The following is a 23,290-nucleotide window of genomic DNA, read 5'->3' on the forward strand; positions in this document are numbered from 1 at the left end:
ATTCCGGTTGCTGTATCTTCGGCGTATGTGATAGCCCCACTGTGACTTCAGCAAAAGCAACTGAACAACTGGATTACCGTATCGGCGGCATGGACTGCCCCTCCTGTGCGGCCACTATTGTACGCAAAGTGACGCAGATGAGTGGTGTAACAGCCTGTGATGTTAATTTCAGCGCTGGTACCATGCAGGTTGCACTGAGCCAGCCAGAGGTGCGTACAGTCATGGAAAGAGCCGTGCAGAAACTCGGCTTCACCCTCGATGCAGTAAACAAAGAGGAGGCGGATACCTATTTGATTGAGGGCATGGACTGCGGTGCCTGCGCTGTCACGATTGAAAAGCACCTGATGAAAACACCGGGCGTGAAAGCGGCAGAAGTCAGTTTTGCTACCGGCCGCATGTCAGTGCGACACCAATTGACGCCGGAGCAGATCATCAGTGAGCTCAAAAAAGCTGGTTATCAGGCACAGCGACTTTCTGATACCACGTCTGTCGCAGAGCCAGGACGCTTCAGTGGACTGAGAAGCGTGTTGATTTCCGGCGCAGCACTGGTTACCGGCTTTGTACTCTCGCATATGAGCGTGCCGCATATCATCCCGGTGATGTTGTATGCGTTATCCATTGTTGCCGGTGGGCTGAAGCCATTTCGCAGCGCTTGGTATGCGCTCCTCAGTCGATCGCTGGACATGAACGTATTGATGACGGCTGCCGCATTGGGTGCAGCCGTCATTGGACAGTGGATCGAAGGCGCAAGCGTAGTATTCCTGTTCTCGCTTGGCACCGCCCTCCAGAGCCGTAGCATTGAAAAAACGCGCAACTCCATTCGCAATCTTATGGCATTGGCACCTGAACAGGCCACGATTCGCCGCAATGGCGAGTGGGTCAGAGTTCCGGTTGCGCAGGTCCGCCCGGGCGAAATCATGCTGGTGAAACCAGCCGATCGTCTTGCGCTAGACGGCGAAGTGGTCACCGGAGAATCAGGGGTCAATCAGGCCCCCATTACCGGTGAGTCGATTCCGGTGGATAAGGCGCCGGGAGATAATGTTTACGCGGGCAGCATAAACCACAACGGCGTGCTGGAGGTGCGGGTCACCCGTCCTGCCTCCGATTCCGCGCTGGCGCGCATCATTCATATGGTTGAAGACGCGCAGAGCCGTAAATCCCCGACCGAGAGTTTTGTTGAGCGTTTCTCTGCCGTTTACACGCCGGTAGTGTTTGTGGTTGCACTGCTGGTTATGGTGCTGCCGCCGCTGCTGGGAGTGGGAAGCTGGACCACTTGGTTCTATCGCGGGCTTGAACTGCTGGTCGTCGCCTGTCCATGTGCCTTGGTCATCTCAACTCCAGTCGCCATTGTTTCGGCGATAGGCAACGCGGCGCGCCACGGTATCCTGGTTAAAGGGGGCATCACTCTGGAAAAACTCGGCAGCATCCGTGCGCTGGCGTTTGATAAGACCGGCACTTTGACCGAAGGTAAACCGCGCGTCACCGGCTGGCAGGTGTTCAGCGGTGACCCGGATCAACTGCTGAATATCGCTCTGAGCATTGAAGCGCACTCCTCGCATCCGCTGGCGGCAGCGGTGAGCACCTGGACGCGCGAACAGGGTGCGAAGAGTCTGGAAGCGTCTGCGCATCAGGCTATTCCCGGTAAAGGGGCTGTCGCCACTTTTGATGACACAGTCTGGCTGGCGGGCAATGAAAAGCTGTTTACGAGCATTTCCTTCTCAGCTGAAATCCGTTCGGCGCTTGATGAATTGAAAAATCAGGGGACATCATTGGTCCTTCTGGGTACGCAGCAGGCTGTTTACGGCGTGTTTACCATCGCTGATGCCATTCGTCCCACCACGCTGGACGCGCTAAACGCTCTGCGCGCGGACGGGATGACGCATACGCTAATGCTGACCGGTGATAATGAAGGCACGGCCCGCACCATCGCCGCGCAGGCTGGCGTGGACGCTTGGCGCGCTGAACTGCTTCCGGAAGACAAGGTCAGCGTGATTGAAGAGTGGCGACATAAAGGTACCCGTATTGCCATGGTAGGTGACGGTATCAATGATGCTCCCGCGCTGGCGGCTGCGGATATTGGCATCGCTATGGGCGGAGCCGGAACGGATTCCGCCATTGAAACCGCGGACGTGGTACTGATGTCTGATCGGCTTGAGCAGTTACCCCATGCGTTTGCACTCAGTAGACTGACCGCATCGATCATTCGTCAAAACATTATCTTTTCCCTTACCGTTAAAGTGCTGGCGCTGGCGCTGATTTTCCCCGGCTGGCTAACATTGTGGATGGCGGTACTCAGCGATACCGGTGCGGCACTTCTGGTCATTCTGAACAGTCTGCGGCTACTTCGCTTCCGTCACTGAACAAAACGTATTTTTCCCCGGCACTCCACCGGGTATTTCCTTTAAGAAAATAAACACAGAAAAAGCAAACAAAATAGCAGCGGTTAAAAGCTTAATCATTGCTATTCATGTGTTTATTAATGCGTCATGTTACTCATACACGAGTAGTTGTGAATTAAAAAAACGCAGGTTGAGTGTCATCGATACTTTCGCGTTTATCGGCTGTGGATGAGTAGCCAGAACAGAGCAACGGCAAGCCAGAATATTAGCAAATCGTCTGCTTATCGCTCATTGCCGCCTGACGCAACTCTTGCGGGCAACTGAGTGCCAGAACAAACACTACCGCATGTTAATCAATGGGGAGCCGATCACGTCAGGTATGTACTGAAGCAATAATGAAGCGAACCACCGAGTGAATAATTAACCGAACTATTCGCATTTCACTAACCGTTTTTCAACGTGATGAGCTAACATTCCAACATCCAATTTTCCTAAATTTTATGGATTTCCGATGCGTCGACTGGTTGCTTTATTGCCCCTTATCGTGTTGCTGCAAGCGTGTAGCAGCAAGCCAGCCTCTTCCCTCCCTTCAGACACTACGCTAAAGCCCTCTGGCGGTTTTTTTCACTCTTCGTCAGCGAGCTTCCTGAACGGGGACTTCGCAAATAATCCAGACGTCGATCGCTTCGTGGATCATATGGTGAAAGAGTACGGATTCGAGCGCGAAAACCTGCACCGTGTGCTTGGACAGGCGCAACGGCTGGACGGTGTGATCCGGCTGATGGATCGACAGGCGCCCTCCCCGTCAACCGCGCTGCCTTCCAATATCCCCAACGGCGCCTGGCTGCGTTATCGCAAGAAATTCATTACGCCGGACAACGTGCAAAATGGCGTGATGTTCTGGAACCAATACGAAGATGCCTTGAATCGAGCATGGCAGACCTATGGCGTGCCGCCGGAAATCATCGTGGGGATTATCGGCGTCGAAACCCGTTGGGGCCGCATCATGGGTAAAACCCGTATTTTGGATGCGCTGGCGACACTCTCATTCGCCTATCCGCGCCGCGCCGCCTATTTCAAAGGCGAGCTGGAGCAATTTATGTTAATGGCCCGAGAAGATGGTTTTGATCCGCTGACGCTGCGGGGTTCTTACGCCGGCGCGATGGGATATGGGCAATTCATGCCCTCCGCCTTTAAGCGCTATGCGGTAGATTTTAATGGCGATGGCATCCCCAATCTTTGGGACCCCGTCGACGCCATCGGCAGCGTCGCCAACTACTTCAAAGCTCACGGCTGGGTACGCGACGGGCAGGTCGCCGTCGCCGCTAATGGCCAAGCGTTGAGTCTGGACACCGGCTTCAATACCCGTTACTCGATGAGAACCCTGTCCGCCGCCGGCCTGTCGCCGCTCGAACCACTAGTCGGTAACCAGAACGTCAGCCTATTGCGTTTAGATATGGGGAACCGCTATCAATATTGGTACGGCCAACCCAACTTCTACACCATCACTCGCTATAACCACAGCACCCATTACGCCATGGTGGTCTGGCAGTTGGGCGAAGAGGTGAAAATCGCCCGGAAAAGTCAGCAGTGACGTCATGTCTACCCGTGTGAGAGGCTGATGGACCGGCGGGGAGTTAGGCGCTTAGGCGATAGTTTCTTCGCTTGCAACGTAAAATCGAATTTCCCGGAATGATTCCCTTGCGCCCGGTGTCGTTGGCTGTTTTAGTGAGAACTATCGATTAAGGCTGGGGCAAAGACCTCGCATAACGGAAAGAGTGATATGACTAAGATTCGAGTTGGCGTCGTGTTCGGTGGTAAATCGGCAGAACACGAAGTTTCGCTGCAGTCCGCCAAAAACATCGTGGAAGCCATTGATAAGGATAGATTCGACGTCGTGCTGCTGGGCATCGACAAGCAGGGTGAATGGCACATTAATGATGCCTCCAATTATCTGCTGAATGCAGAAAACCCGGCGAAGATAGCCCTTAACCGTTCAAGCCAGCATGTCGCGCTGATCCCCGGCCGGGCTGACCGCCAGTTAATCGATACGAAAAGTGCAAATGCCCTGTCCCAGATCGACGTGATCTTCCCGATCGTTCACGGCACGTTGGGCGAAGATGGTTCTCTGCAGGGACTGCTGCGGATGGCTAATATACCGTTCGTCGGCAGCAGCGTACTCGGCTCAGCAGTCAGCATGGATAAAGATGTCGCCAAGCGACTATTACGAGACGCCGGACTGCTGGTCGCACCGTTTGTGACGCTCACCCGCGCCAACCGCCGTCGATTCGATTTCACCACGATCACCGCCAAACTCGGCCTGCCCTTGTTTATCAAACCGGCCAATCAAGGATCTTCCGTCGGCGTCAGCAAAGTCAAAGACGAAGCGTCATTCCGACGCGCGGTCGATCTGGCGTTCAGCTATGACCATAAGGTGCTGGTAGAGTCCGCGATTGTCGGCCGTGAAATCGAATGCGCCGTACTGGGCAACGATTTTCCACAGGCCAGCGTATGCGGCGAGATCGTGCTGCACGACGAGTTCTACTCTTACGATACCAAATACATTGATGAAGACGGCGCAGGCGTCGCAATCCCGGCACCTCTGCCGGAAGTGACCGACGAGCGTATTCGCGCCGTTGCGCTGCGCGCTTTCCAGACGCTGGAGTGTCAAGGGATGGCGCGGGTCGATGTCTTCCTGACTCAGGACGACGAGATCGTCATCAACGAAGTCAATACGCTGCCCGGTTTCACCAATATCAGTATGTATCCGAAGCTTTGGCAGGCGAGCGGTATTGGCTATACCGCATTAATTACTCAGTTGATTGAGCTGGCGCTGGAGCGCTACAAACAGGACAACGCCCTGCAAAGCTCAGTACGCGACTGACGCTCATGGTCATCGGGCAAGGCGACTGAACCTCTTGCCCGGTTCGCCTTCTATTTCTCTCTCGATATCCGGATTTACCTCGAACGCGCCTTCCTTCACCTGTCCCCGATATTCACGACGCCTCAAGCGGCAGTTATTCCGCCAGCGCATCATCTTGCGCCAGCACCGTCTCCCCAGCGGCGACTCTCAAATAAAAAGCGACCCATTCATATCGCTGCAGCTCGGCGATATACAGATTCTGACTGCCCAGTCGCTGAAATCCGCTTTTCAGCAGCACCTTGCCTGACGCAATATTGCCGTCTTTGTGGCATGCATACAGCCGGTCCAAACCGAGTTGCTGAAACGCGAACTGGCATATCGCCAGACAGGCTTCCGTGCCATAGCCGCGCCCCCAATACTCCGGCCCCAACCAGTATCCGACTTCCGGGTAATGGCTATCCAGCGCCGACAGCGAAATCGCGCCCACGACTTCGCCTACCTGTCGCAGACACAGGGCGAACGTCACGCTTTTTCCGCTTAGCCAGTCACCCTGTAGAGAAGCAATCCACGATGAAATCCGGGATTGCGGACAGGGATAAGGAATATGCACGGCCATAGCGGCAATGCGCGGGTCGCTTTCCAGCAGTGCGAACAACGTTTCAGCGTCGGAATCCCGCAGCGGTCGCAGCGCCAGACGCGGTGTGTCAATGCTCGGCTGTTGTCGCTTTTCTTTTGTCATAACATCCACCTTACGCGCGGTCCCCACATAAATGAACGGGGTGATGAGGATTCAGTGGCGGCGCAGGAAAAAACAGTTCCCGTATTCGTCGCAAGGATGAACGTTTTCGTCGGACCTGTTATGATCGAAAAACGATTCGTCTCGCTGTAACAAAATTGCTACATATTGGCTGCAGCGAGAAGTGAACAGATATTTAAGACAACTCCGCGCCCAAACGGCTGTATAACGATCAGTCCCAGCGGTGATAAAACCCGCCCCATAAGGTAATTCGCTCAGCAATTGAAGGTTAAGTCATGATCACCACCGACGGTAATAACGCAGTCGCATCCGTGGCCTGGCGAGCTAATGAAGTTATCGCCATTTACCCCATTACGCCCAGTTCCACCATGGCGGAGCAGGCCGCAGCCTGGTCCAGCGAAGGCCGCCGCAACCTGTGGGGAGACACGCCGCGTGTGATGGAAATGCAGTCCGAAGCCGGCGCCATCGCGACCGTGCACGGTGCGCTGCAAACCGGGGCCTTGGCGACCTCGTTTACATCGTCGCAGGGACTGTTGTTGATGATCCCGACGCTGTACAAACTGGCCGGGCAGCTGACGCCCTTCGTCCTGCACGTGGCCGCCCGTACCGTAGCCACCCACGCGTTGTCCATTTTCTGCGACCATTCGGATGTGATGGCCGTACGTCAAACCGGCTGCGCCATGCTGTGCGCCAGCAACGTTCAGGAAGCGCAGGACTTCGCGCTGATCTCTCAGATGGCCAGTCTGAACAGCCGCCTGCCTTTTATTCATTTCTTTGATGGTTTCCGCACCTCGCACGAAATCAATAAGATCGAGCCGCTCAGCGATGAACACATTCTGCAGCTGTTGCCGCAGAAGTCGATTGATGAGCATCGTGAGCGAGCGCTCACACCAGAACGTCCCGTCATTCGCGGGACCGCGTCCAACCCGGATACCTTCTTCCAGGCGCGCGAAGCCACCAATACCTGGTACAACGATGCCTATCAGCATGTTGAACAGGCGATGAACGACTTCGCCGCCGCGACCGGTCGTCAGTACCACCCGTTTGAGTACTATGGACATCCGGAAGCGACCCGCATCATCATCCTGATGGGGTCCGGCGTCGGCACCAGCGAAGAAGTCATTGATACGCTGCTGACCCGTGGCGAAAAAGTCGGTGTGGTGAAAGTGCGTCTGTACCGCCCGTTCTCCGCCAAGCATCTGCTGGATGTCATCCCGCAGACCGCACAGAACATTGCCGTACTGGACCGCACCAAAGAGCCGGGCGCGCTGGCGGAGCCGCTGTATCTGGATGTCATGACCGCGGTGGCCGAGGCTTTCTCACGAGGTGAGCGCCCACTCATGCCCCGTGTGATCGGCGGCCGTTACGGCCTGTCGTCCAAAGAATTTACGCCTCAGTGCGTCGAGGCCATCTTTAAAGAGTTAGCGCTCGCCAACCCACGCCCGCGCTTCACGGTGGGTATCTACGATGACGTGACCCATTTGTCTCTGCCGCTGTCCAACCTGCCGATGCCGACGCAGGCGTCGCACGAAGCGCTGTTCTACGGTTTGGGCAGCGACGGCACCGTCTCCGCCACTAAAAACTCCATCAAAATCGTCGGTAATTCCACGCCGATGTTCGTGCAAGGCTACTTCGTGTATGACTCGAAGAAAGCCGGCAGCCTGACCGTATCCCACATGCGCGTCGGCCCGACGCCCATCAACGCGGCCTATCTGATCGAGCAGGCCGACTTCGTGGCCTGTCACCAGTGGCAGTTCATTGATAAATACAACATGGTCGAACGCCTGAAACCGGGCGGAGTCTTCCTGATTAACACGCCGTATAGCAGCGAAGACCTGTGGCACCGACTGCCGCAGGAAGTGCAGGCGGGACTGAATCAGCGTCAGGCGCGGGTCTACTGTATCAATGCCGCCAAGATCGCACGTGATTGCCAGCTGGGTGCGCGTATCAATACCGTCATGCAGATGGCCTTCTTCCACCTGTCGCAAATTTTGCCGGGTGAAGATGCGCGGGAGAAGCTGCGCGCCGCCATCAACAGCAGCTATGGCAGCAAGGGTGTGGAGCTGGTGGAACGTAACTGGCGCGCGCTGGACGCTACGCTGGAAGCGCTGGCCGCCGTTCCGCTGGAACCGGTCAACCCAGGCAGCCCGCAGCGCCCGCCGGTCGTCTCCGACGCCGCGCCCGACTTCGTCAAGACCGTGACCGCCGCCATGCTGGCCGGATTAGGCGATACCCTTCCCGTCTCCGCGCTGCCGCCGGACGGCACCTGGCCGACGGGCACCACCCGTTGGGAAAAACGCAACATCGCGGAAGAAATCCCGCTGTGGAAACCCGACCTGTGCACCCAGTGCAACCATTGCGTCGCCGCCTGCCCGCACGCCGCCATCCGAGCCAAAGTCGTACCGGCGGAGGAGATGGATGCCGCGCCTGCGTCGCTGCAATCGCTGGACGTGAAGGCCCGCGACATGCGCGGCCAGAAATACGTATTGCAGGTTGCGCCTGAGGACTGCACCGGCTGTAACCTATGTGTGGAGGTATGCCCGGCGAAAGATCGTCAGAATCCAGAGATCAAGGCAATCAACATGAAGCCGCGTCTGGAACACGTTGAGGAAGAGAAGACACATTACGACTTCTTCCTGAATCTGCCGGAAATCGACCGCAACAAACTGGAACGTATCGATATTCGTACGTCTCAGCTGATTACCCCGCTGTTTGAATACTCCGGCGCCTGCTCCGGCTGCGGCGAAACGCCCTATATCAAGATACTGACCCAGCTGTACGGCGACCGTTTGCTGATCGCCAACGCCACGGGGTGTTCGTCGATTTACGGCGGCAACCTGCCAACGACGCCTTGGACTACCGACGCCAACGGCCGCGGTCCGGCATGGGCCAACTCGTTGTTTGAAGATAACGCCGAGTTCGGTCTGGGCTTCCGCCTGAGCGTAGATCATCATCGTCAGCGCGCGCAGCGCCTGCTGAACCAGCTGGCGCCTCAGTTGCCGACGGAACTGGTAGCCTCTCTGCTGGAAGAAAATATCAAAACCGACGATCGTCGCCAGCAGATCGAGCAGCTACGCGAGCAGCTTGCTTCACTGACGAGCCACGAAGCGCGTCAATTATCGGAAGAGGCTGATCATCTGGTCGATAAATCCATCTGGCTGATCGGGGGCGATGGCTGGGCTTATGATATTGGCTACGGCGGTCTGGACCACGTGATGAGCCTGTCGGAAAACGTTAACGTTCTGGTGCTGGATACGCAGTGCTACTCCAACACCGGCGGCCAGCAGTCCAAAGCGACGCCGCTGGGTGCGGTGACCAAGTTCGGCGAGAACGGCAAACGCAAGGCGCGGAAAGATCTCGGCATCAACGTCATGATGTACGGTCACGTCTACGTCGCGCAGATCTCGCTGGGCGCTCAGCTCAACCAGACGATGAAAGCGATTCAGGAAGCGGAAGCCTGGCCGGGTCCGTCACTGATTATCGCCTACAGCCCATGTGAAGAGCACGGCTACGATCTGGCGTTCAGTCACGATCAGATGCGTCAGTTGACGGCGACCGGCTTCTGGCCGCTGTACCGCTTCGACCCACGCCGCAGCGCGGAAGGCAAACCGGCGCTGATGACGGACTCTCGTCCACCGTCCGCCAGCCTGAGCGACACGCTGCTTAAAGAGCAACGGTTCCGACGCCTGAATACGCAGATGCCGGAGGAAACGGCCGTACTGTATGAAGAAGCCGAGCTGGATCTGCGCCGTCGCTATGACTTCCTGAATTTGATGGCCGGCAAGGCCGAGAAGAACACTCAGGAATAACAGCCGCCGCGGCAATCTCCACGCCCTGCGCCGTCACTCCGGCGCAGGGCGTTTTTTGTGGTGAGGTTGACTTGTATAAGCAGCGGCCAATGTGACGGTATCCCTGTCAGGACAACGTCCCCGGCACTTTTCCATGCCAAAAATGACAAACCACGCAAATGGGCTTCAAAAAGTGTGATTGGTTACACATGTTGTTTCCCAATTAAGTCGATCTGACCATATAATGCGCACAGGTCAATAATGACCACAATAACCATTTTCCGCCGGTATGGCTTCACACTCAATTAAGATACCCACATGAGTATTCGTGCGATTCTAACGTTCGTTTTGGCTGCTGCCAGCTTTAGCCAGGCAGCCCTGGCCGTAGTCTATCCTCTGCCTGCCGGTAAAAGTCGGTTGGTGGGTGAAAACATTCACTTTACTATCCCCAGCGATAGCACCCAGCCTCTAGAGCATTTTGCCGCCCAGTTCCAAATGGGGCTGAGCAATATGATGGAAGCGAATCCGGGGATTGATGTTTACCTGCCCAAACCCGGCAGCGATATCGTCATCCCCCAGCAGCTGATCCTACCGGATACGCCGCGTCAGGGCATTGTGATCAACAGCGCTGAAATGCGTCTGTATTACTACCCGAAAGGCACAAATACCGTCGTGGTGCTGCCGATCGGCATCGGCGAATTAGGCAAAGACACCCCGATTAACTGGGTCACCTCGGTACAGCGGAAGAAAGATGGCCCGACATGGACGCCGACCGCCGCTATGCATGCCGAATACGCCGCACGCGGCGAGACGCTGCCTGCGGTCTACCCGGCCGGTCCGGATAACCCGATGGGCCTGTATGCGCTGTATGTTGGACGCCTGTATGCCATTCACGGCACCAATGCCAACTTTGGCATCGGCCTGCGTGTCAGCCACGGCTGCGTGCGTCTGCGCGCCGACGATATCAAATACCTGTTCGATCATGTGCCGGTCGGCACGCGCGTTCAGTTCATCAATGAACCGGTAAAAGCAACGACGGAGCCTGACGGATCCCGCTATCTCGAGGTTCACCACCCACTGTCGCGCACCGTGGAAGAATTTAACGCCGACACGCCGGTGCCGCTGACGCTGACGCCTGCCGTGACCAAGATTCTGACTGATGCCAGCGTAAACGAAAGCACGGTTAATCAGGTGATTCACGATCGTCTCGGCATTCCGCTCAAGGTTAACGGCCCGGCCAATGACCCTGCGTCACCGACAGCGCCGCAGAATACCGCGCCGGTCGAGCCGCAGACCGTACAGCAGCCCGCACCGGAAGCGAACGCGCCTGCTGCGCCGGAGACCACTCAACCGGAAACTCCGCCGCAGTCTGATACCGCACAGCCGGAAACGACGACGCCCGATGCCACAGCAGCGCCGGAAGAAACCGACACTGCGACGGCCCCTTCAGAGACACCTAGCCAGTCTTAAGTTCTTCGACAGGGCGGCGCTCAGCCGCCTTGTTGCAATTTCCATCCGCCCCTCTCACGCATTCACCTACGCTGATCTGCCCGGACTTGCGTAATAGACCGTGCGTCAGGCCGTCCCCACCTAGAACGGTAAACGCTTAGGAAAGTTAGATCAGCGCAGCCTGCTTTAGCTCGCTTTTCAGATAGGCGTAATAAATGGGCGCGGCGATCACGCCGGATAAACCAAAAGCCGCCTCAAACACCAGCATCGCCAGCAAAATCTCCCAGGCGTGGGCTTTGATTCTTGTCCCGACGATCTGCGCATTAAGGAAATATTCCAGCTTGTGGATCAACATCAGATAAAGAAGAGCGATCAGCGCCGTCGGCAGCGAGATGGAGAGTGCGGAGATGAAAACCATCGCGTTGGAGATCAAATTCCCGACCACCGGCAGCAGGCCAAAAACAAACGTCAGCACGACCAGCGTTTTCGAAAACGGCAGGTGAATGCCGAACGCCGGCAGAATGCCCAGTATAAAAATGGCGGACAGGATCGTGTTCACCAGCGAGATTTTCACCTGCGCGAAGACGATGTTGCGGAATGAAGCCGATAGCAACGCGACGCGGTTCAGCAGCTCCATTTTAAGCAACGGCTTGTCCACGCGATGATCGACGTTATACAGCGAAATGATCGCCCCCAGGATCATGCCTATCAGCATCGTAACGAAGCCGTGCAGGAAGCTTTTCCCCAGATTTTGCAAAATCGCAACATGCTGCTGTAGCCACTGGATAATCTCTTGCTGTAACTCTTCAACGCTAACCGGCAGGTAGCCCGGCAAAAAAGTCATGATCTGGGATTGCACATCACCCAGTATGTAGGCGATACGCGCGTTGAAAACGCGGGTGTCCCTCATTTCCTGCATCAATAGCCCTGCCAACGCGGCGAACATGAGGCTCAGCAGACTGACAACCAAAGCGCTGATCACGGCGACGACAGCCAGGCGAGCGCGTTTACCGCTAATGACCTTCTGAAAATGGGGCGTCAGTAGATTGATAATTTCGTACACCAAAAAACCGGCGATAAAACAAGCTAGTAAACGCAGCTGAATCAACAGCAGCAACCCTCCCATAACAAAGACAAAACTTAACAATCGGGCCTGTTTCAAATTCAACAACTGCATGATGGCATCCTGTGTCCGTAATGCTGCGTCAAAGCATCGCCTTCCCCTGTTCCCTGACATAGCGAAGCCCGCAGAAAGAGTGATGTTCTGACCATGAAATGCTTTTTCTGCAATTATTCTTAGCGTTTTACCTCGGAAACGCCAGCAGCAATTTACCGTAGATCTTTCATCAGCCTTCGATCGAGGCGAGCAACGTCGCCAGCGCCACAGGCGCCTAAGCCGAATAGATCGAATGATCATTTTACCAAACCGTTCATGCGCCAATTTAAGCCTGAAGGATAACGAATACCGCTGTAAATAATAGGTTCATTGGTTATTCGGGAAAAAGCGCAGTCATATAAATGTCAATAAGGTTAACGCGGTGTCATCGTTGTATTAGTACTAATACCGAAACGGAATTTCGTGGTGACATTTAATTTGACTCATTGGTCCGGGCATGGCTCCGCTTCCATAATGCACAAAAGCGAGGCCAAGATGAGGTTAGCTCAGCGAATATTACCCCATACGTCGATGAGGGAAAAAGAAGGATGAGAGAAATAATTTAATATTATTTATGAAATATGGCATGAGCGTGTGTAGAAGAAGGGCCGTCTATTCCCACCGCTTACTGATTAGATTCTCTAATTTGAGATAAAAGATTCATAAAACTTAGGTATAAACATCCAAAAGAGCGGACGACAGCGATACCAACAGTATGTCTGTCGTTCCCACAAAGAGACCAAGAGGATTGGATTCAGGAAGCCAGACCCGGTTTCAAGAACACACCGCCGTCATTAAGGATGATCAGCGACAACACACGGCTTTCGACATTCAACTTGGAAAAAGTCAGTGTGCTTATCGGTTTTTTCATAAAGCCATCCGCAAGCAGTTCGCAGCTGACATGTGTGCTCAGCACATTCTTGTCGGCGATAAAGTCCTGGAAAGCAAACCTCACATTAATAGGCAGTATCTCGTCGATAGATGCCGGTTTTCTGGAATTCGGGCATAGCCCAAAATGGGCGTTGAATGCAGAATTGGCGCAGAGTACCTGGCATTTTTCGTCAATGATGGCGACCGCCCGGCGGTCATTATGGATCGGGGTACTCAATATGCCGATGATGTCATTTCGCCCAAATATCAGACTCATTGTTTCCTCTGTTCTATATCAAGCTGTATAGAAAATGATAAAGCCAGACATCAGTTCGACCAGACAAAGATGGATCTTCTGATGATGGCAATCCTCACCCCGTCGGAAACGTTCCGACAGAAGAAAAACAAACCGTGCCATAAATAGCATCAACTCTCTAAGTTATGTCGAAATGCCGCTTTAATTCGCGCATTGATTCTTTATGCTTATTTATAATTAATTAACAAAGTGTTTGTGAGCTATTCCTTAAAAGGATGCTCATAGATTTCTTACTAAAGCGAATGGAATATAGTTCTGTTGAACAACGATACAACCTAATCTATATGCCCTTATCCAACGCACCTAATGCACGTCACATTCCGTTAACTCGAACCATTCATGAATCAAGACTGTGGCACTATACCTCATTTCGCTTAGATCTAATCGGCCAAATAAGCGCGATCTTTACGCCATTTGATCGCATACACCGATCAAATTCTTTTTAAGAATAGATTAAATCGATGATTGTTAGGCAATGTAGCTATTCAATTTCATGAGGACAAAAATCATCTGTCTATTCAATGAAATGTGATATTGGTCACTATTTTTAACCCCGATTAGGCTCCTCGTTTCTATTCCCGCTGCTCAATTCTGCCAGCTGAAAACATTACCCGTACTGGAGTAATCCGTGATCGTTCGCGCAAAAAACAAACAAACTCGCGCCTCAAAATGCAATTAACATTTTATTGACATAGTGTTAACCAAAATATAAAGGAGATGCACAATGAGCCAGCACACCCCCTATCCGGTCTCCGCCGCCATCGCGGATAAGGCGCTGATCACCGCCGAGCGCTACCGGCTACTTTATCAGCAGTCCATTGACGATCCCGATACGTTTTGGCGTCAGCAAGGAAGGATAGTCGATTGGATCACACCCTACCAGTCGGTTAAAAAAACCTCATTTTCTCCGGGTAATATCGATATCCGCTGGTTTGAAGACGGCACACTGAACGTGTCGGCCAACTGTCTGGATCGCCATTTGCCACATAACGCCAAGCAAAACGCCATTCTTTGGGAGAGCGATGACGGGCAACGCACCCGATGCCTGACCTATAGTGAGCTCCATCTAGCGGTCTGCCGATTCGCCAACGTGTTAAAAGCACAGGGGATGGGCAAAGGCGATGTTATTACTCTCTATATGCCGATGGTGCCGGAGGCAGCCATCGCCATGCTGGCGTGCGCCCGTATCGGAGCAATTCACTCCGTCATTTTCGGCGGCTTCTCGCCGGAGTCCATCGCAGGCCGGCTGCTCGACTCCGGCAGCCGGATGGTGATCACGGCGGATGAAGGCCAGCGAGCCGGAAAAACGATCCCCCTCAAACAAAACGTAACCGACGCGTTGAAAAACCCGCGACTCAGTCAGGTAGAACGGGTGATCGTGTTTCGGCATACCGGCAATGACGTGGTCTGGGAAGCAGATCGCGATTGCTGGTGGCACGCATTGATGGAACAGGCGGACGATCGCTGTCCGCCTGTAGAACTACAAGCCGAAGATCCGCTGTTTATTCTTTACACTTCCGGTTCAACCGGCACGCCCAAAGGCGTGCTGCACACCAGCGGCGGCTATCTGGTTTACGCGGCCCTCACCTTCAAATACGTGTTTGACTACCACCCCGGCGATATTTATTGGTGTACCGCCGACATCGGATGGATCACCGGTCACAGCTATCTGGTATATGGACCACTGGCCTGTGGCGCGACCTCACTGATGTTTGAAGGTATTCCCAACTGGCCGGACGCCAGCCGCTTGGGACAAATCGTAGACAGGCATCGGGTCAATATTCTGTATACCGCCCCCACGGCCATTCGCGCGCTCATGGCGGACGGCGATAAGGCGATTCAGGGATCGACTCGCCAAACGTTAAAGCTCATCGGATCCGTCGGCGAACCCATCAATCCGGAAGCCTGGGAGTGGTATTACCATAAGATCGGCAACGGCGACTGTCCGGTCGTGGATACTTGGTGGCAGACGGAGACCGGCGGCATCATGATCACCCCGTTACCGGGGGCCATTGCTCTCAAACCCGGCGCGGCCACGCTGCCTTTTTTCGGCGTCAACCCCGCATTGGTCGATGGCGAGGGCCGTCTATTGGAAGGGGAATGCGAGGGCAATCTGGTCATCACCGACGCCTGGCCGGGGCAGGCACGCACACTCTTCGGCGATCACGCCCGTTTCGAGGAAACCTACTTTTCAACCTTCAAAGGGCGCTATTTCAGCGGCGACGGCGCACGTCGTGACGCAGACGGCTATTACTGGATCACGGGCCGCGTGGATGATGTGTTGAACGTGTCCGGTCATCGGCTGGGGACGGCGGAAATCGAATCCGCATTGGTTTCCCACCCCAAAATTGCCGAGGCCGCCGTCGTGGGAGTGGGACACGGCGTGAAAGGACAGGCCATTTATGCCTTCATCATGCTGAACCGCGGCGAAAAACCAACGGAGGAACTGCATGAGGAGGTGCGCGCGTGGGTGCGTAAAGAGATTGGCGCGATTGCCACTCCCGACATTTTACACTGGGCGGAGGCTCTGCCTAAGACGCGTTCCGGCAAGATCATGCGTCGGATCCTGCGAAAAATTGCCGCCGGCGAGGGCGATAATGTGGGAGATATCTCGACGCTGGCCAACCCAGGCGTCATCGCTCAGCTGCTGGAGGAAAAGCCGATCCCGAATGCTCCGCTCTGATGAAAATGCCCCGCAACGTCAGTATCGAGCAACGGGGCATAGCCTGACCTAGACCTTTTCGATCAGCACTGCTTCCAGCAGATCCAGCTCGCGCAGCATCTTTTGCAGCGTTTCATTGCTGATCTGCTGCGTCGCACGCAGGTGATAAAGTTCGGCGCGTTCCGCGTTGACGGCGGCCAGTCTGAAACGGCGTTCCAGGTTCTCAATCGCAATACTGGCTTCCAGCTCATCATTGCCGGTCACACGCCGACGCAACATCCCGATGACCTGCGCGCAGACCTCATTCAACACCTGTTCATCGATATTATCCTCACGGTCGGCCGCCAAACGCTCCTGCATTTTCAACAGGCTATCGATGGCGACTTTGGCCATGGCGGTACGGGCCAGTCGTTCCTCTTTTTTATGCGAACTTTTGTCCGTCATTACAATGCCTTTGAGCAACAGCGGTAGCGCAATCACCCCACACATCAATGAAAACAGGATGACGCCGGTCGCGATAAAGACCAATTGGTAGCGGGAGGGGAAATCACTGCCATCACTCAGCAACAGCGGGATGGACAACACGCCCGCCAGCGTGATGGCACCACGCACTCCGGCAAACGAGACGATCCACAGCTCGCGCGCGGAGTACTCCGCGAACACCATCGGGCGTTTGTTCTGAATGTGTAAACTGTAATGCTTCATCAGCCATACCCAGCAAAAACGCAGGAGCAGCAGCGCAAAGTAGATGATGCCGATATCGGTAAACAGCATCCAGGTCTCAATCGTCGGGTCTCTCTGCGCCTGAACGATCGACTCCTCCAGCACGCTCGGCAGCTGTAGCCCCAGCATCAGAAACACCATGCCGTTAAACACAAACTCCAGCATGGACCAGACGCTGTTGGCACGCAGGCGCATGTTCAACGGCGCGCTGCGCATCATGCCCGAGCGGCTAATCGTCATCCCCGACGCGACTGCCGCCAAAATGCCCGACACGCCCAAGTGTTCCGCAATCAGATAAGCGGCGAACGGCAGCAGGAGCAGCAGGACGATTTGCGTTGCGGCGTCGTCATCGCTCCAGCGACTGATCAACCCGAGCGATTTACTGTAGACCCAGGTGATGGCAATCCCCGCCAGCAAGCCGCCCAGAGCCACCTGCAGAAATTCCAGCGTGGCGCCATGCACGGTAAACACCATCGTGCCCATGGCGATAGCGATGGCGAACTTGAGCGATACCAGACCGGACGCGTCGTTCATCAGCGCTTCGCCCTGCAGGATCCCCATCAGTTTTTTCGGAATGCGATCCTCGCCGACAATCCCCGACAGCGCCACCGCATCCGTCGGCGACAACACCGCCGCCAGCGCGAAGGCGGCCACCAGCGGCATATCCGGCACCATCCAATGAATGAGATATCCCATGCCGACAACGGTGATAAGAACGAGCAGCAGAGCCAACCCGAGGATCTCTCGCATATGGCGAAGGAACTCTCTCGTCGGCGTCTTCCAGCCGTCGGCGAACAACAGCGGCGGGATGAACAACACCATGAACAGTTCAGGATTGAAATCGACGTGTAAACCGAACTTAGGCCAGGCCAACACCGCCCCCAGGCCAATCTGCATCAGTGGCAACGGTATCTGAAAGGGCAGAATACGTGTGATAACGCCGGACAAAGAAACCACCAGCGTCATAATCAAGATGGTAAAAAATATTTCCATGCTTTCCTTAGTTCTTGCTGTAACCGATCAACGCGCTTACACCGGTGAGGTGACGTGACATGTTTCTGGCTGGGCCGCGTAGGGCATTGACCTTAAGCGTCGTTCGAGCAATGTCGTCATCGACCTAAGAAAATAATAACAGAAGGAACGCGATGAAAAGGCAACGAAAAAAGAAAAAAGGAAATGAGTTGACAAAAAGGGGAACGATAACGTTCCCCTCTCGCTATTACAGTCTTTGCGACAGTATCACAGCGCCCAGCCGCCGGCGTAGAACACCACCAGCGCAACCGCGATGATGACCGTGCCCACATTCAGCTTGCGCCATTCGCCGGAGAAAACCCGACCCAGTACCAGCGAACCAAAACCGAGCATGATGCCGGTCACGATGTTGCACGTCAGCACGATAAAGACAGCGCAGACCAAACCGGCCATCGCGTCGACGAAATCGTTGAAGTCCAGCTTGGATACGTTGCTCAGCATCAACAGGCCGACGTACATCAGCGCGGGCGCGGTGGCGTAGTTCGGCACCAGATAGGAGAGCGGAGACAGGAATAGCATCAGCAGGAACAGTACGCCGACCACCGTCGCCGTCAGCCCCGTGCGCCCTCCGGCCGCCGTACCGGCTGCGGACTCGATGTAAACCGCCGCAGGCGAGGTCCCCATCAGACTGGAGAAAATGCTGCTCACGGAGTCGGCCGTCAGCGCACGACCGCCGCTGATGATCTGACCGTCTTTATCCAGCAAATTCGCCTGCCCCGCTACCGCGCGAATGGTCCCGGTCGCATCGAATACCGCCGTCATGACCAGCGCCAACACGCTCGGCAGGACGATAGGCTGCAGCGCGCCTTTGATATCCAGATTGAAGAACAACGACTGACCAGAGGCATCGCTCAGGCTCGGCAATGCGAACAAACCGTGGTAGGTCACGTTCGGATCAAAAATCAGGCCGAGTGCGGAAATGGCGATAATGACAATCAGAATGCCGCCGGGAACACGACGTTTTTCCAGACCGATTGTCGCCGCCAGCCCCAGCAGCGACATCATGACCGGGAACGCCGTAAACTCGCCCATCGCGACCGGCAGACCGGCGCCCGGGTTTTTCACCACCAGACCGATACCGTTAGCGGCAATGATCAACAAAAACAGACCAATACCGATACCCGCGCCATGCGCTACCCCTTGCGGCAGGTTACGCAAGATCCAGGAACGGATCCCCGTGGCGGAGATAATGGTAAACAGCACGCCCATCATGAAAATGGCGCCCAGCGCGACCGGCACGCTGATATTCTGCCCCAGCACCAGACTGAACGCCGTGAACGCGGTCAGAGAGATTGCGCAGCCGATAGCCATCGGCAGATTGGCCCACAGCCCCATCAGCAGAGAGCCGAAGCCCGCCACCAGACAGGTTGAAACAAAGACAGCCGCAGGCGGAAAGCCGGCTTTTCCCAACATGCTGGGAACGACGATAACCGAGTAAACCATCGCCAGAAACGTGGTGAGACCCGCCAGTATTTCCTGACGTACGCTGCTGCCTCGCTGAGCGATTTTGAAGAAAGCGTCGAGTGCGCCGCGAGGACGGGCAGCCTCATCAGCCTGACGAGTAGAATTGGACATGGTGGTATCCCTTGCTAAGTCATTATTATTAAGTCTCTGTTCATCTAATCCGGACGACACGCACGAGGTGACCGACCAGAGATGGGGTGAAGCAGAAACGGAGCCAAAATTCAGCTAACGCCACGCCGTTTATCCCTTGCCTAAGACAAACAACCTGGTTCATCACCCGCGACAGAAACGCCCCCTAAAGCCCCGACAACGTCGGGACAACGTTTGCTGCCGTAAAGTAAGCCTGCGATTATCCCGTTTTTAGGGCGGCAATTTCAAAAACTATTTATTTATTGCACCGACATTCCTTCATGATCAAAGACGGGCAATCCGCCATGAGCGGTTGCCCGTCTTTAAATTGAGGAAGCCTTTAGAGGTAAAGCGACGCTTCTCCTACCGGTCGAGTTTTGAACCGCCGGTGCAACCAGAGATACTGTTCCGGCGCGCGCATGATCTCCTGCTCGATCACGCGGTTCATATAGCTCGCCGCCTGCGTTTCGTCGTTTTGTGGATAGTCCTTTAACTCGGGTTGAATCACCAGTTGATAGCCCTTGCACTTCGGTTTGCGGATCAAGATGGTGGTCACCATCGCTGGCTGATTGGCCAGCTTGCTGATCGTGAACGTTCCACTGGTCGTCGCCGCCCGAGGGACGGCGAAGAACGGCGCGAATACGCTGCCGCGCGGGCCATAGTCCTGATCCGGCGCGAACCAGACCGCCTCGCCGCGTTTCAGCGCCTGCACCATGCCGCGTAAATCTTTGCGATCGATCATGGCTTTATTGGAGCGGGAACGCCCCCAGGTCTGCACCAGTTCCATCACTTTATTGTTGTGAGGCCGGTACATCGCCATCATCGGTCGGCATAATCCCATCGCTCTGCCGCCCAGCTCCAGCGACATGAAATGTACGCCGATCACCATAACGCCCCGCTGTTCGCTGCCTGCCTGCTCCAAATTCTCCAGCCCGACGACTTCGCACCAGGCGCGTACGCGGCGATCGGACCAAAACCAGGCCATGCCGGTTTCCATGAGCGCCATGCCCAGTGAAGCGAAGTTTTCTTTGACGATCGCCTCACGCTTTTGCGGCGACATGGTGGGAAAGCACAGTTCAAGGTTGCGGCGGGCGATGCTGACTCGGCGTTTCAGGAAAAAACGGGCGGCGTTACCCAGCCCGCGCCCGGTGTACATCAGCAGCGGATACGGCAACTGCACCAGGAGATATAAGAGGGCCAGTCCTGACCAGACGAGCCAATAACGGGGATGGAGTAAATCTTTGGTGAATTTTTTGGTGGTGCTCATTGCTATCATCTCGTAACGCCATGCTGGAATGACAGCAGCTATCAGCCGGACCATGCCAGAAATGACAAAAAAACCGTTAATTCCTTACCACGCAGGCCGGGAAAACCGACTAAAGCGGAATGGTAATGGCAGAGGAAACAATCGACCCCAGGCAGGCCAACAATTAATGGTAAAACTATATTACCTAAAATAGTCCACGCTGGCGCACAACTTAACGCGATAACAAAGCCTGAAACGATAGGGATATCGACTGTTAGAAAGAGAGTGCGCGCGTAGATGGCACACGCCCTGCGACTGCGGCGGGCAGTGTAACATGCTGAACAGACATGGCGCCGCCCATTCCTATCAGAATAATCCGCAACCTACGTAACACCTGAGGCCAAAACCGCGTTCTCTCCCTCTCATTTCCGCTCAGGTCATACGCTGAGTCTAGACAACCTGTGCCGCTGCTTTCCAACGTCATTCGCTGTTGTCCAATTCGACAACCTAGACCGTCCGGGGTTCTACTTTCTTTATTTTCATATTGCGGCGCTGCGTCAAGGGGGCAGTCACGCAGGATGCAGTCGCCGAGTAAGTTCACCAAAGAGACTCACCCGGCGTTGTGCCTGGCGATACGGACGGTCACGTCACGACCTCGTCACCAAACCGTCATGGTTCCGCCATGCGGATGCAGCATTTTCCCCTCAGGATAACCGCTCAATTTCATCGTTGACGACGGAAAACCTCACATGCGCAGTCACTGGTTGCCCTGGCTCATTCTGTTGCCTTCACTGCTGTTTCTCGCTCTGTTCACCTACTTTCCCTTGCTACGGTCGGTCTACGACAGCCTGTTCGATACCCGTATGACCGGCGATAACGCGCCGTTCGTCGGTCTGAGCAATTTTGCGCGACTGCTGGACGACCCCGTATTCTGGCGCGCGCTCTGGAACAACCTGTTGTACATCCTGCTGACGGTCATCCCTGGCGTGATATTGGCATTGATGCTCGCGCTGGCCTTGTGGCAAAACACGGCGGTAAACCGCTGGTTACGCACCGCCTTTTTCTTTCCGATGATTATCCCGATGGTGAGCGCCGCCGCGCTGTGGCTGTTTATATTCATGCCGGGAATGGGGCTGCTGGACTATCATTTGGCCAAGATCTTCGGCCCCATGAACAACAACTATCTCGGACGCAGCCATAGCGCGCTGCTGGCCCTGAGCCTGATCGGCATTTGGAAATTCGCAGGCTACTACATGCTGTTTTTCTTGGCCGGTCTGCAAGGCATTCCCGCATCCGTGCGCGAAGCCGCCATCATGGAAGGCGCATCGCCGGTACAGGTGTTCTTCTACGTCACGCTGCCGCTGCTGCGCCCAACGCTGAGCTTTGTGCTCACTACCGCGCTGATTTACGCCATCACCCAGATAGACCACGTCGCCGTCATGACGCACGGGGGGCCGGATAACGCCACCACCGTACTGCTCTATTACATCCAGAATCTGGCATGGGACACTCATGACTTCGGCAAAGCCTCCGCCGCCACATTTATCACCCTGCTCGCCCTGTTCCTCTTCTCGCTCATCAATTTGAAAGTCTTGGAAAAAGGAGCGCACTATGAGCGTTGAATTAACGCCCGTCTGTCGGACTGAAACCGTCCCACGACCCACCTGGATACGCTGGCGCCAAAGCAGGCGCATCACCCTCGGCGCGCTGCTGATCTGCGCCGCGCTGCTGTGGGTGGCGCCGTTCATCTGGATGCTGTCGGCGGCATTCAGCCCCAGCACGTTCGGCCCCGGTATGGCTTCTCTGCTACCCCGTTGGCCGCTGACGCTGGATAACTTTCGTGACGCCTGGTACAGCGCCGACTGGATCCGCCTCTACGCCAATACCGCCTTCTTCGCCTTCGGCACCCTGTTGGTGCAACTGCTGACTATTTCCACGGCAGGCTATGTCTTTGCCTGCCACGAGTTCCGCGGCAAACAGACGCTGTTCATCCTGTTTTTGGTCCAGTTAATGATCATTCCGGTGATGATGATGGTGCCGAATATGATGACGTTGCAGCAGTTTGGTCTGCTTAACACGCTCACCGGCGTCATGATGCCCTACTTCACTTCAGCCTTCGGCGTCTTCCTGATGCGCCAGGCCTTTATGACTATTCCCAAAGAGATCGAAGAAGCGGCCCTGATGGAAGGTTGCCGCTGGTGGCAGGTCGTCTATCGCGTCCTGCTGCCGATGTCCTGGCCCTCCATGATGGCCTTCGCCACCGTTAGCCTGACCTACCACTGGAACGAGTATTTGTGGCCGCTGATGATGCTTAACGATCCGGACAAACAGGTCCTTACGGTCGGGCTGGTGTCCTTTGCGATGGGCGCGGAGTCCGGCGGTCAGTGGGGCGCCATCGGCACCGGTACGCTAATGGTCTGCCTGCCGCTGATGCTGGCTTTCATCCTGTTCCAAAAACAGTTCCTCAAAAGCTTCGGCTTCTCAGGAATAAAATAA

Annotated in this window: 14 protein-coding genes; 8 read left to right on the forward strand and 6 right to left on the reverse strand. The window is 55.3% G+C overall.

Features of this window, described 5'->3' with window-relative positions; genetic code table 11:
* Positions 1–41 precede the first annotated feature (41 nt).
* The 3 genes from BLU64_RS11040 to ddlA all read left to right on the forward strand — a co-directional run bounded on the left by BLU64_RS11040 (position 42) and on the right by ddlA (position 5,223).
* Positions 42–2,360: a heavy metal translocating P-type ATPase gene (locus BLU64_RS11040; protein WP_175527815.1), complete on the forward strand. Its 2,319-nt coding sequence runs from the start codon at positions 42–44 to the stop codon at positions 2,358–2,360.
* A 490-nt stretch (positions 2,361–2,850) separates the two neighbouring features.
* Positions 2,851–3,933, forward strand: a complete 1,083-nt coding sequence (mltB, locus tag BLU64_RS11045; protein WP_074728718.1) for a lytic murein transglycosylase B — start codon at positions 2,851–2,853, stop codon at positions 3,931–3,933.
* A 189-nt stretch (positions 3,934–4,122) separates the two neighbouring features.
* Positions 4,123–5,223: a D-alanine--D-alanine ligase gene (ddlA, locus tag BLU64_RS11050; protein ID WP_074728720.1), complete on the forward strand. Its 1,101-nt coding sequence runs from the start codon at positions 4,123–4,125 to the stop codon at positions 5,221–5,223.
* 133 nt (positions 5,224–5,356) lie between these two features.
* Here ddlA and BLU64_RS11055 read toward each other — a convergent pair whose 3' ends face one another.
* Positions 5,357–5,941, reverse strand: a complete 585-nt coding sequence (locus BLU64_RS11055) for a GNAT family N-acetyltransferase (protein ID WP_026742175.1) — start codon at positions 5,939–5,941, stop codon at positions 5,357–5,359.
* A 293-nt stretch (positions 5,942–6,234) separates the two neighbouring features.
* Here BLU64_RS11055 and nifJ point away from each other — a divergent pair, with 293 nt between their 5' ends.
* Positions 6,235–9,768 (forward strand): pyruvate:ferredoxin (flavodoxin) oxidoreductase, encoded by a 3,534-nt coding sequence (nifJ, locus tag BLU64_RS11060; protein ID WP_074728722.1) that lies wholly within the window; start codon positions 6,235–6,237, stop codon positions 9,766–9,768.
* A 297-nt stretch (positions 9,769–10,065) separates the two neighbouring features.
* The gene (locus BLU64_RS11065; protein WP_074728724.1) at positions 10,066–11,217 is read left to right on the forward strand and encodes a L,D-transpeptidase family protein; all 1,152 of its coding nucleotides are present in this window, start codon (positions 10,066–10,068) and stop codon (positions 11,215–11,217) included.
* 145 nt (positions 11,218–11,362) lie between these two features.
* On the opposite strand, the gene BLU64_RS11070 is transcribed toward BLU64_RS11065, so the two are convergent.
* Positions 11,363–12,373, reverse strand: coding sequence for an AI-2E family transporter (locus BLU64_RS11070; protein WP_026742172.1), 1,011 nt, complete (start codon positions 12,371–12,373; stop codon positions 11,363–11,365).
* Positions 12,374–13,106: 733 nt separating this feature from the next.
* Complete coding sequence (locus tag BLU64_RS11075; RefSeq protein ID WP_026742171.1) at positions 13,107–13,499, reverse strand: hypothetical protein; 393 nt, start codon at positions 13,497–13,499, stop codon at positions 13,107–13,109.
* 763 nt (positions 13,500–14,262) lie between these two features.
* Here BLU64_RS11075 and acs point away from each other — a divergent pair.
* Complete coding sequence (acs, locus tag BLU64_RS11080) at positions 14,263–16,221, forward strand: acetate--CoA ligase (RefSeq protein WP_074728725.1); 1,959 nt, start codon at positions 14,263–14,265, stop codon at positions 16,219–16,221.
* 48 nt (positions 16,222–16,269) lie between these two features.
* On the opposite strand, the gene BLU64_RS11085 is transcribed toward acs, so the two are convergent.
* From BLU64_RS11085 to lpxP, 3 genes are all read right to left on the reverse strand, one after another.
* Entirely contained in the window at positions 16,270–17,916 is a 1,647-nt protein-coding gene (locus BLU64_RS11085) for a Na+/H+ antiporter (RefSeq protein WP_074728727.1), read from the reverse strand.
* A gap of 246 nt (positions 17,917–18,162) precedes the next feature.
* On the reverse strand, positions 18,163–19,530 hold the full coding sequence (locus tag BLU64_RS11090) for an NCS2 family permease (RefSeq protein WP_026742168.1): 1,368 nt from the start codon (positions 19,528–19,530) through the stop codon (positions 18,163–18,165).
* A 358-nt stretch (positions 19,531–19,888) separates the two neighbouring features.
* Entirely contained in the window at positions 19,889–20,815 is a 927-nt protein-coding gene (gene lpxP, locus BLU64_RS11095; RefSeq protein ID WP_026742167.1) for a kdo(2)-lipid IV(A) palmitoleoyltransferase, read from the reverse strand.
* A 728-nt stretch (positions 20,816–21,543) separates the two neighbouring features.
* On the opposite strand from lpxP, the gene BLU64_RS11100 reads away from it, so the two are divergent.
* Complete coding sequence (locus BLU64_RS11100; RefSeq protein WP_074728729.1) at positions 21,544–22,416, forward strand: carbohydrate ABC transporter permease; 873 nt, start codon at positions 21,544–21,546, stop codon at positions 22,414–22,416.
* Positions 22,406–23,290 carry a carbohydrate ABC transporter permease gene (locus BLU64_RS11105; RefSeq protein WP_026742165.1) on the forward strand — a complete coding sequence of 295 codons (885 nt, stop codon included), beginning with the start codon at positions 22,406–22,408 and terminating at the stop codon, positions 23,288–23,290. Before BLU64_RS11100 ends, BLU64_RS11105 begins: the two co-directional genes overlap by 11 nt.

This window comes from Lonsdalea quercina (assembly GCF_900107885.1).
Classification (GTDB): Bacteria; Pseudomonadota; Gammaproteobacteria; order Enterobacterales; family Enterobacteriaceae; genus Lonsdalea; species Lonsdalea quercina.

Bases quoted from the DNA above. Each gene is read 5' to 3' on its own strand.
- BLU64_RS11105 (WP_026742165.1), top strand. From the start codon at position 22,406: ATGAGCGTTGAATTAACGCCCGTCTGTCGGACTGAAACCGTCCCACGA.
- BLU64_RS11090 (WP_026742168.1), bottom strand. From the start codon at position 19,530: ATGTCCAATTCTACTCGTCAGGCTGATGAGGCTGCCCGTCCTCGCGGC.
- ddlA (WP_074728720.1), top strand. From the start codon at position 4,123: ATGACTAAGATTCGAGTTGGCGTCGTGTTCGGTGGTAAATCGGCAGAA.
- BLU64_RS11070 (WP_026742172.1), bottom strand. From the start codon at position 12,373: ATGCAGTTGTTGAATTTGAAACAGGCCCGATTGTTAAGTTTTGTCTTT.
- acs (WP_074728725.1), top strand. From the start codon at position 14,263: ATGAGCCAGCACACCCCCTATCCGGTCTCCGCCGCCATCGCGGATAAG.
- BLU64_RS11065 (WP_074728724.1), top strand. From the start codon at position 10,066: ATGAGTATTCGTGCGATTCTAACGTTCGTTTTGGCTGCTGCCAGCTTT.
- BLU64_RS11085 (WP_074728727.1), bottom strand. From the start codon at position 17,916: ATGGAAATATTTTTTACCATCTTGATTATGACGCTGGTGGTTTCTTTG.
- lpxP (WP_026742167.1), bottom strand. From the start codon at position 20,815: ATGAGCACCACCAAAAAATTCACCAAAGATTTACTCCATCCCCGTTAT.
- BLU64_RS11100 (WP_074728729.1), top strand. From the start codon at position 21,544: ATGCGCAGTCACTGGTTGCCCTGGCTCATTCTGTTGCCTTCACTGCTG.
- BLU64_RS11075 (WP_026742171.1), bottom strand. From the start codon at position 13,499: ATGAGTCTGATATTTGGGCGAAATGACATCATCGGCATATTGAGTACC.
- nifJ (WP_074728722.1), top strand. From the start codon at position 6,235: ATGATCACCACCGACGGTAATAACGCAGTCGCATCCGTGGCCTGGCGA.
- BLU64_RS11055 (WP_026742175.1), bottom strand. From the start codon at position 5,941: ATGACAAAAGAAAAGCGACAACAGCCGAGCATTGACACACCGCGTCTG.
- mltB (WP_074728718.1), top strand. From the start codon at position 2,851: ATGCGTCGACTGGTTGCTTTATTGCCCCTTATCGTGTTGCTGCAAGCG.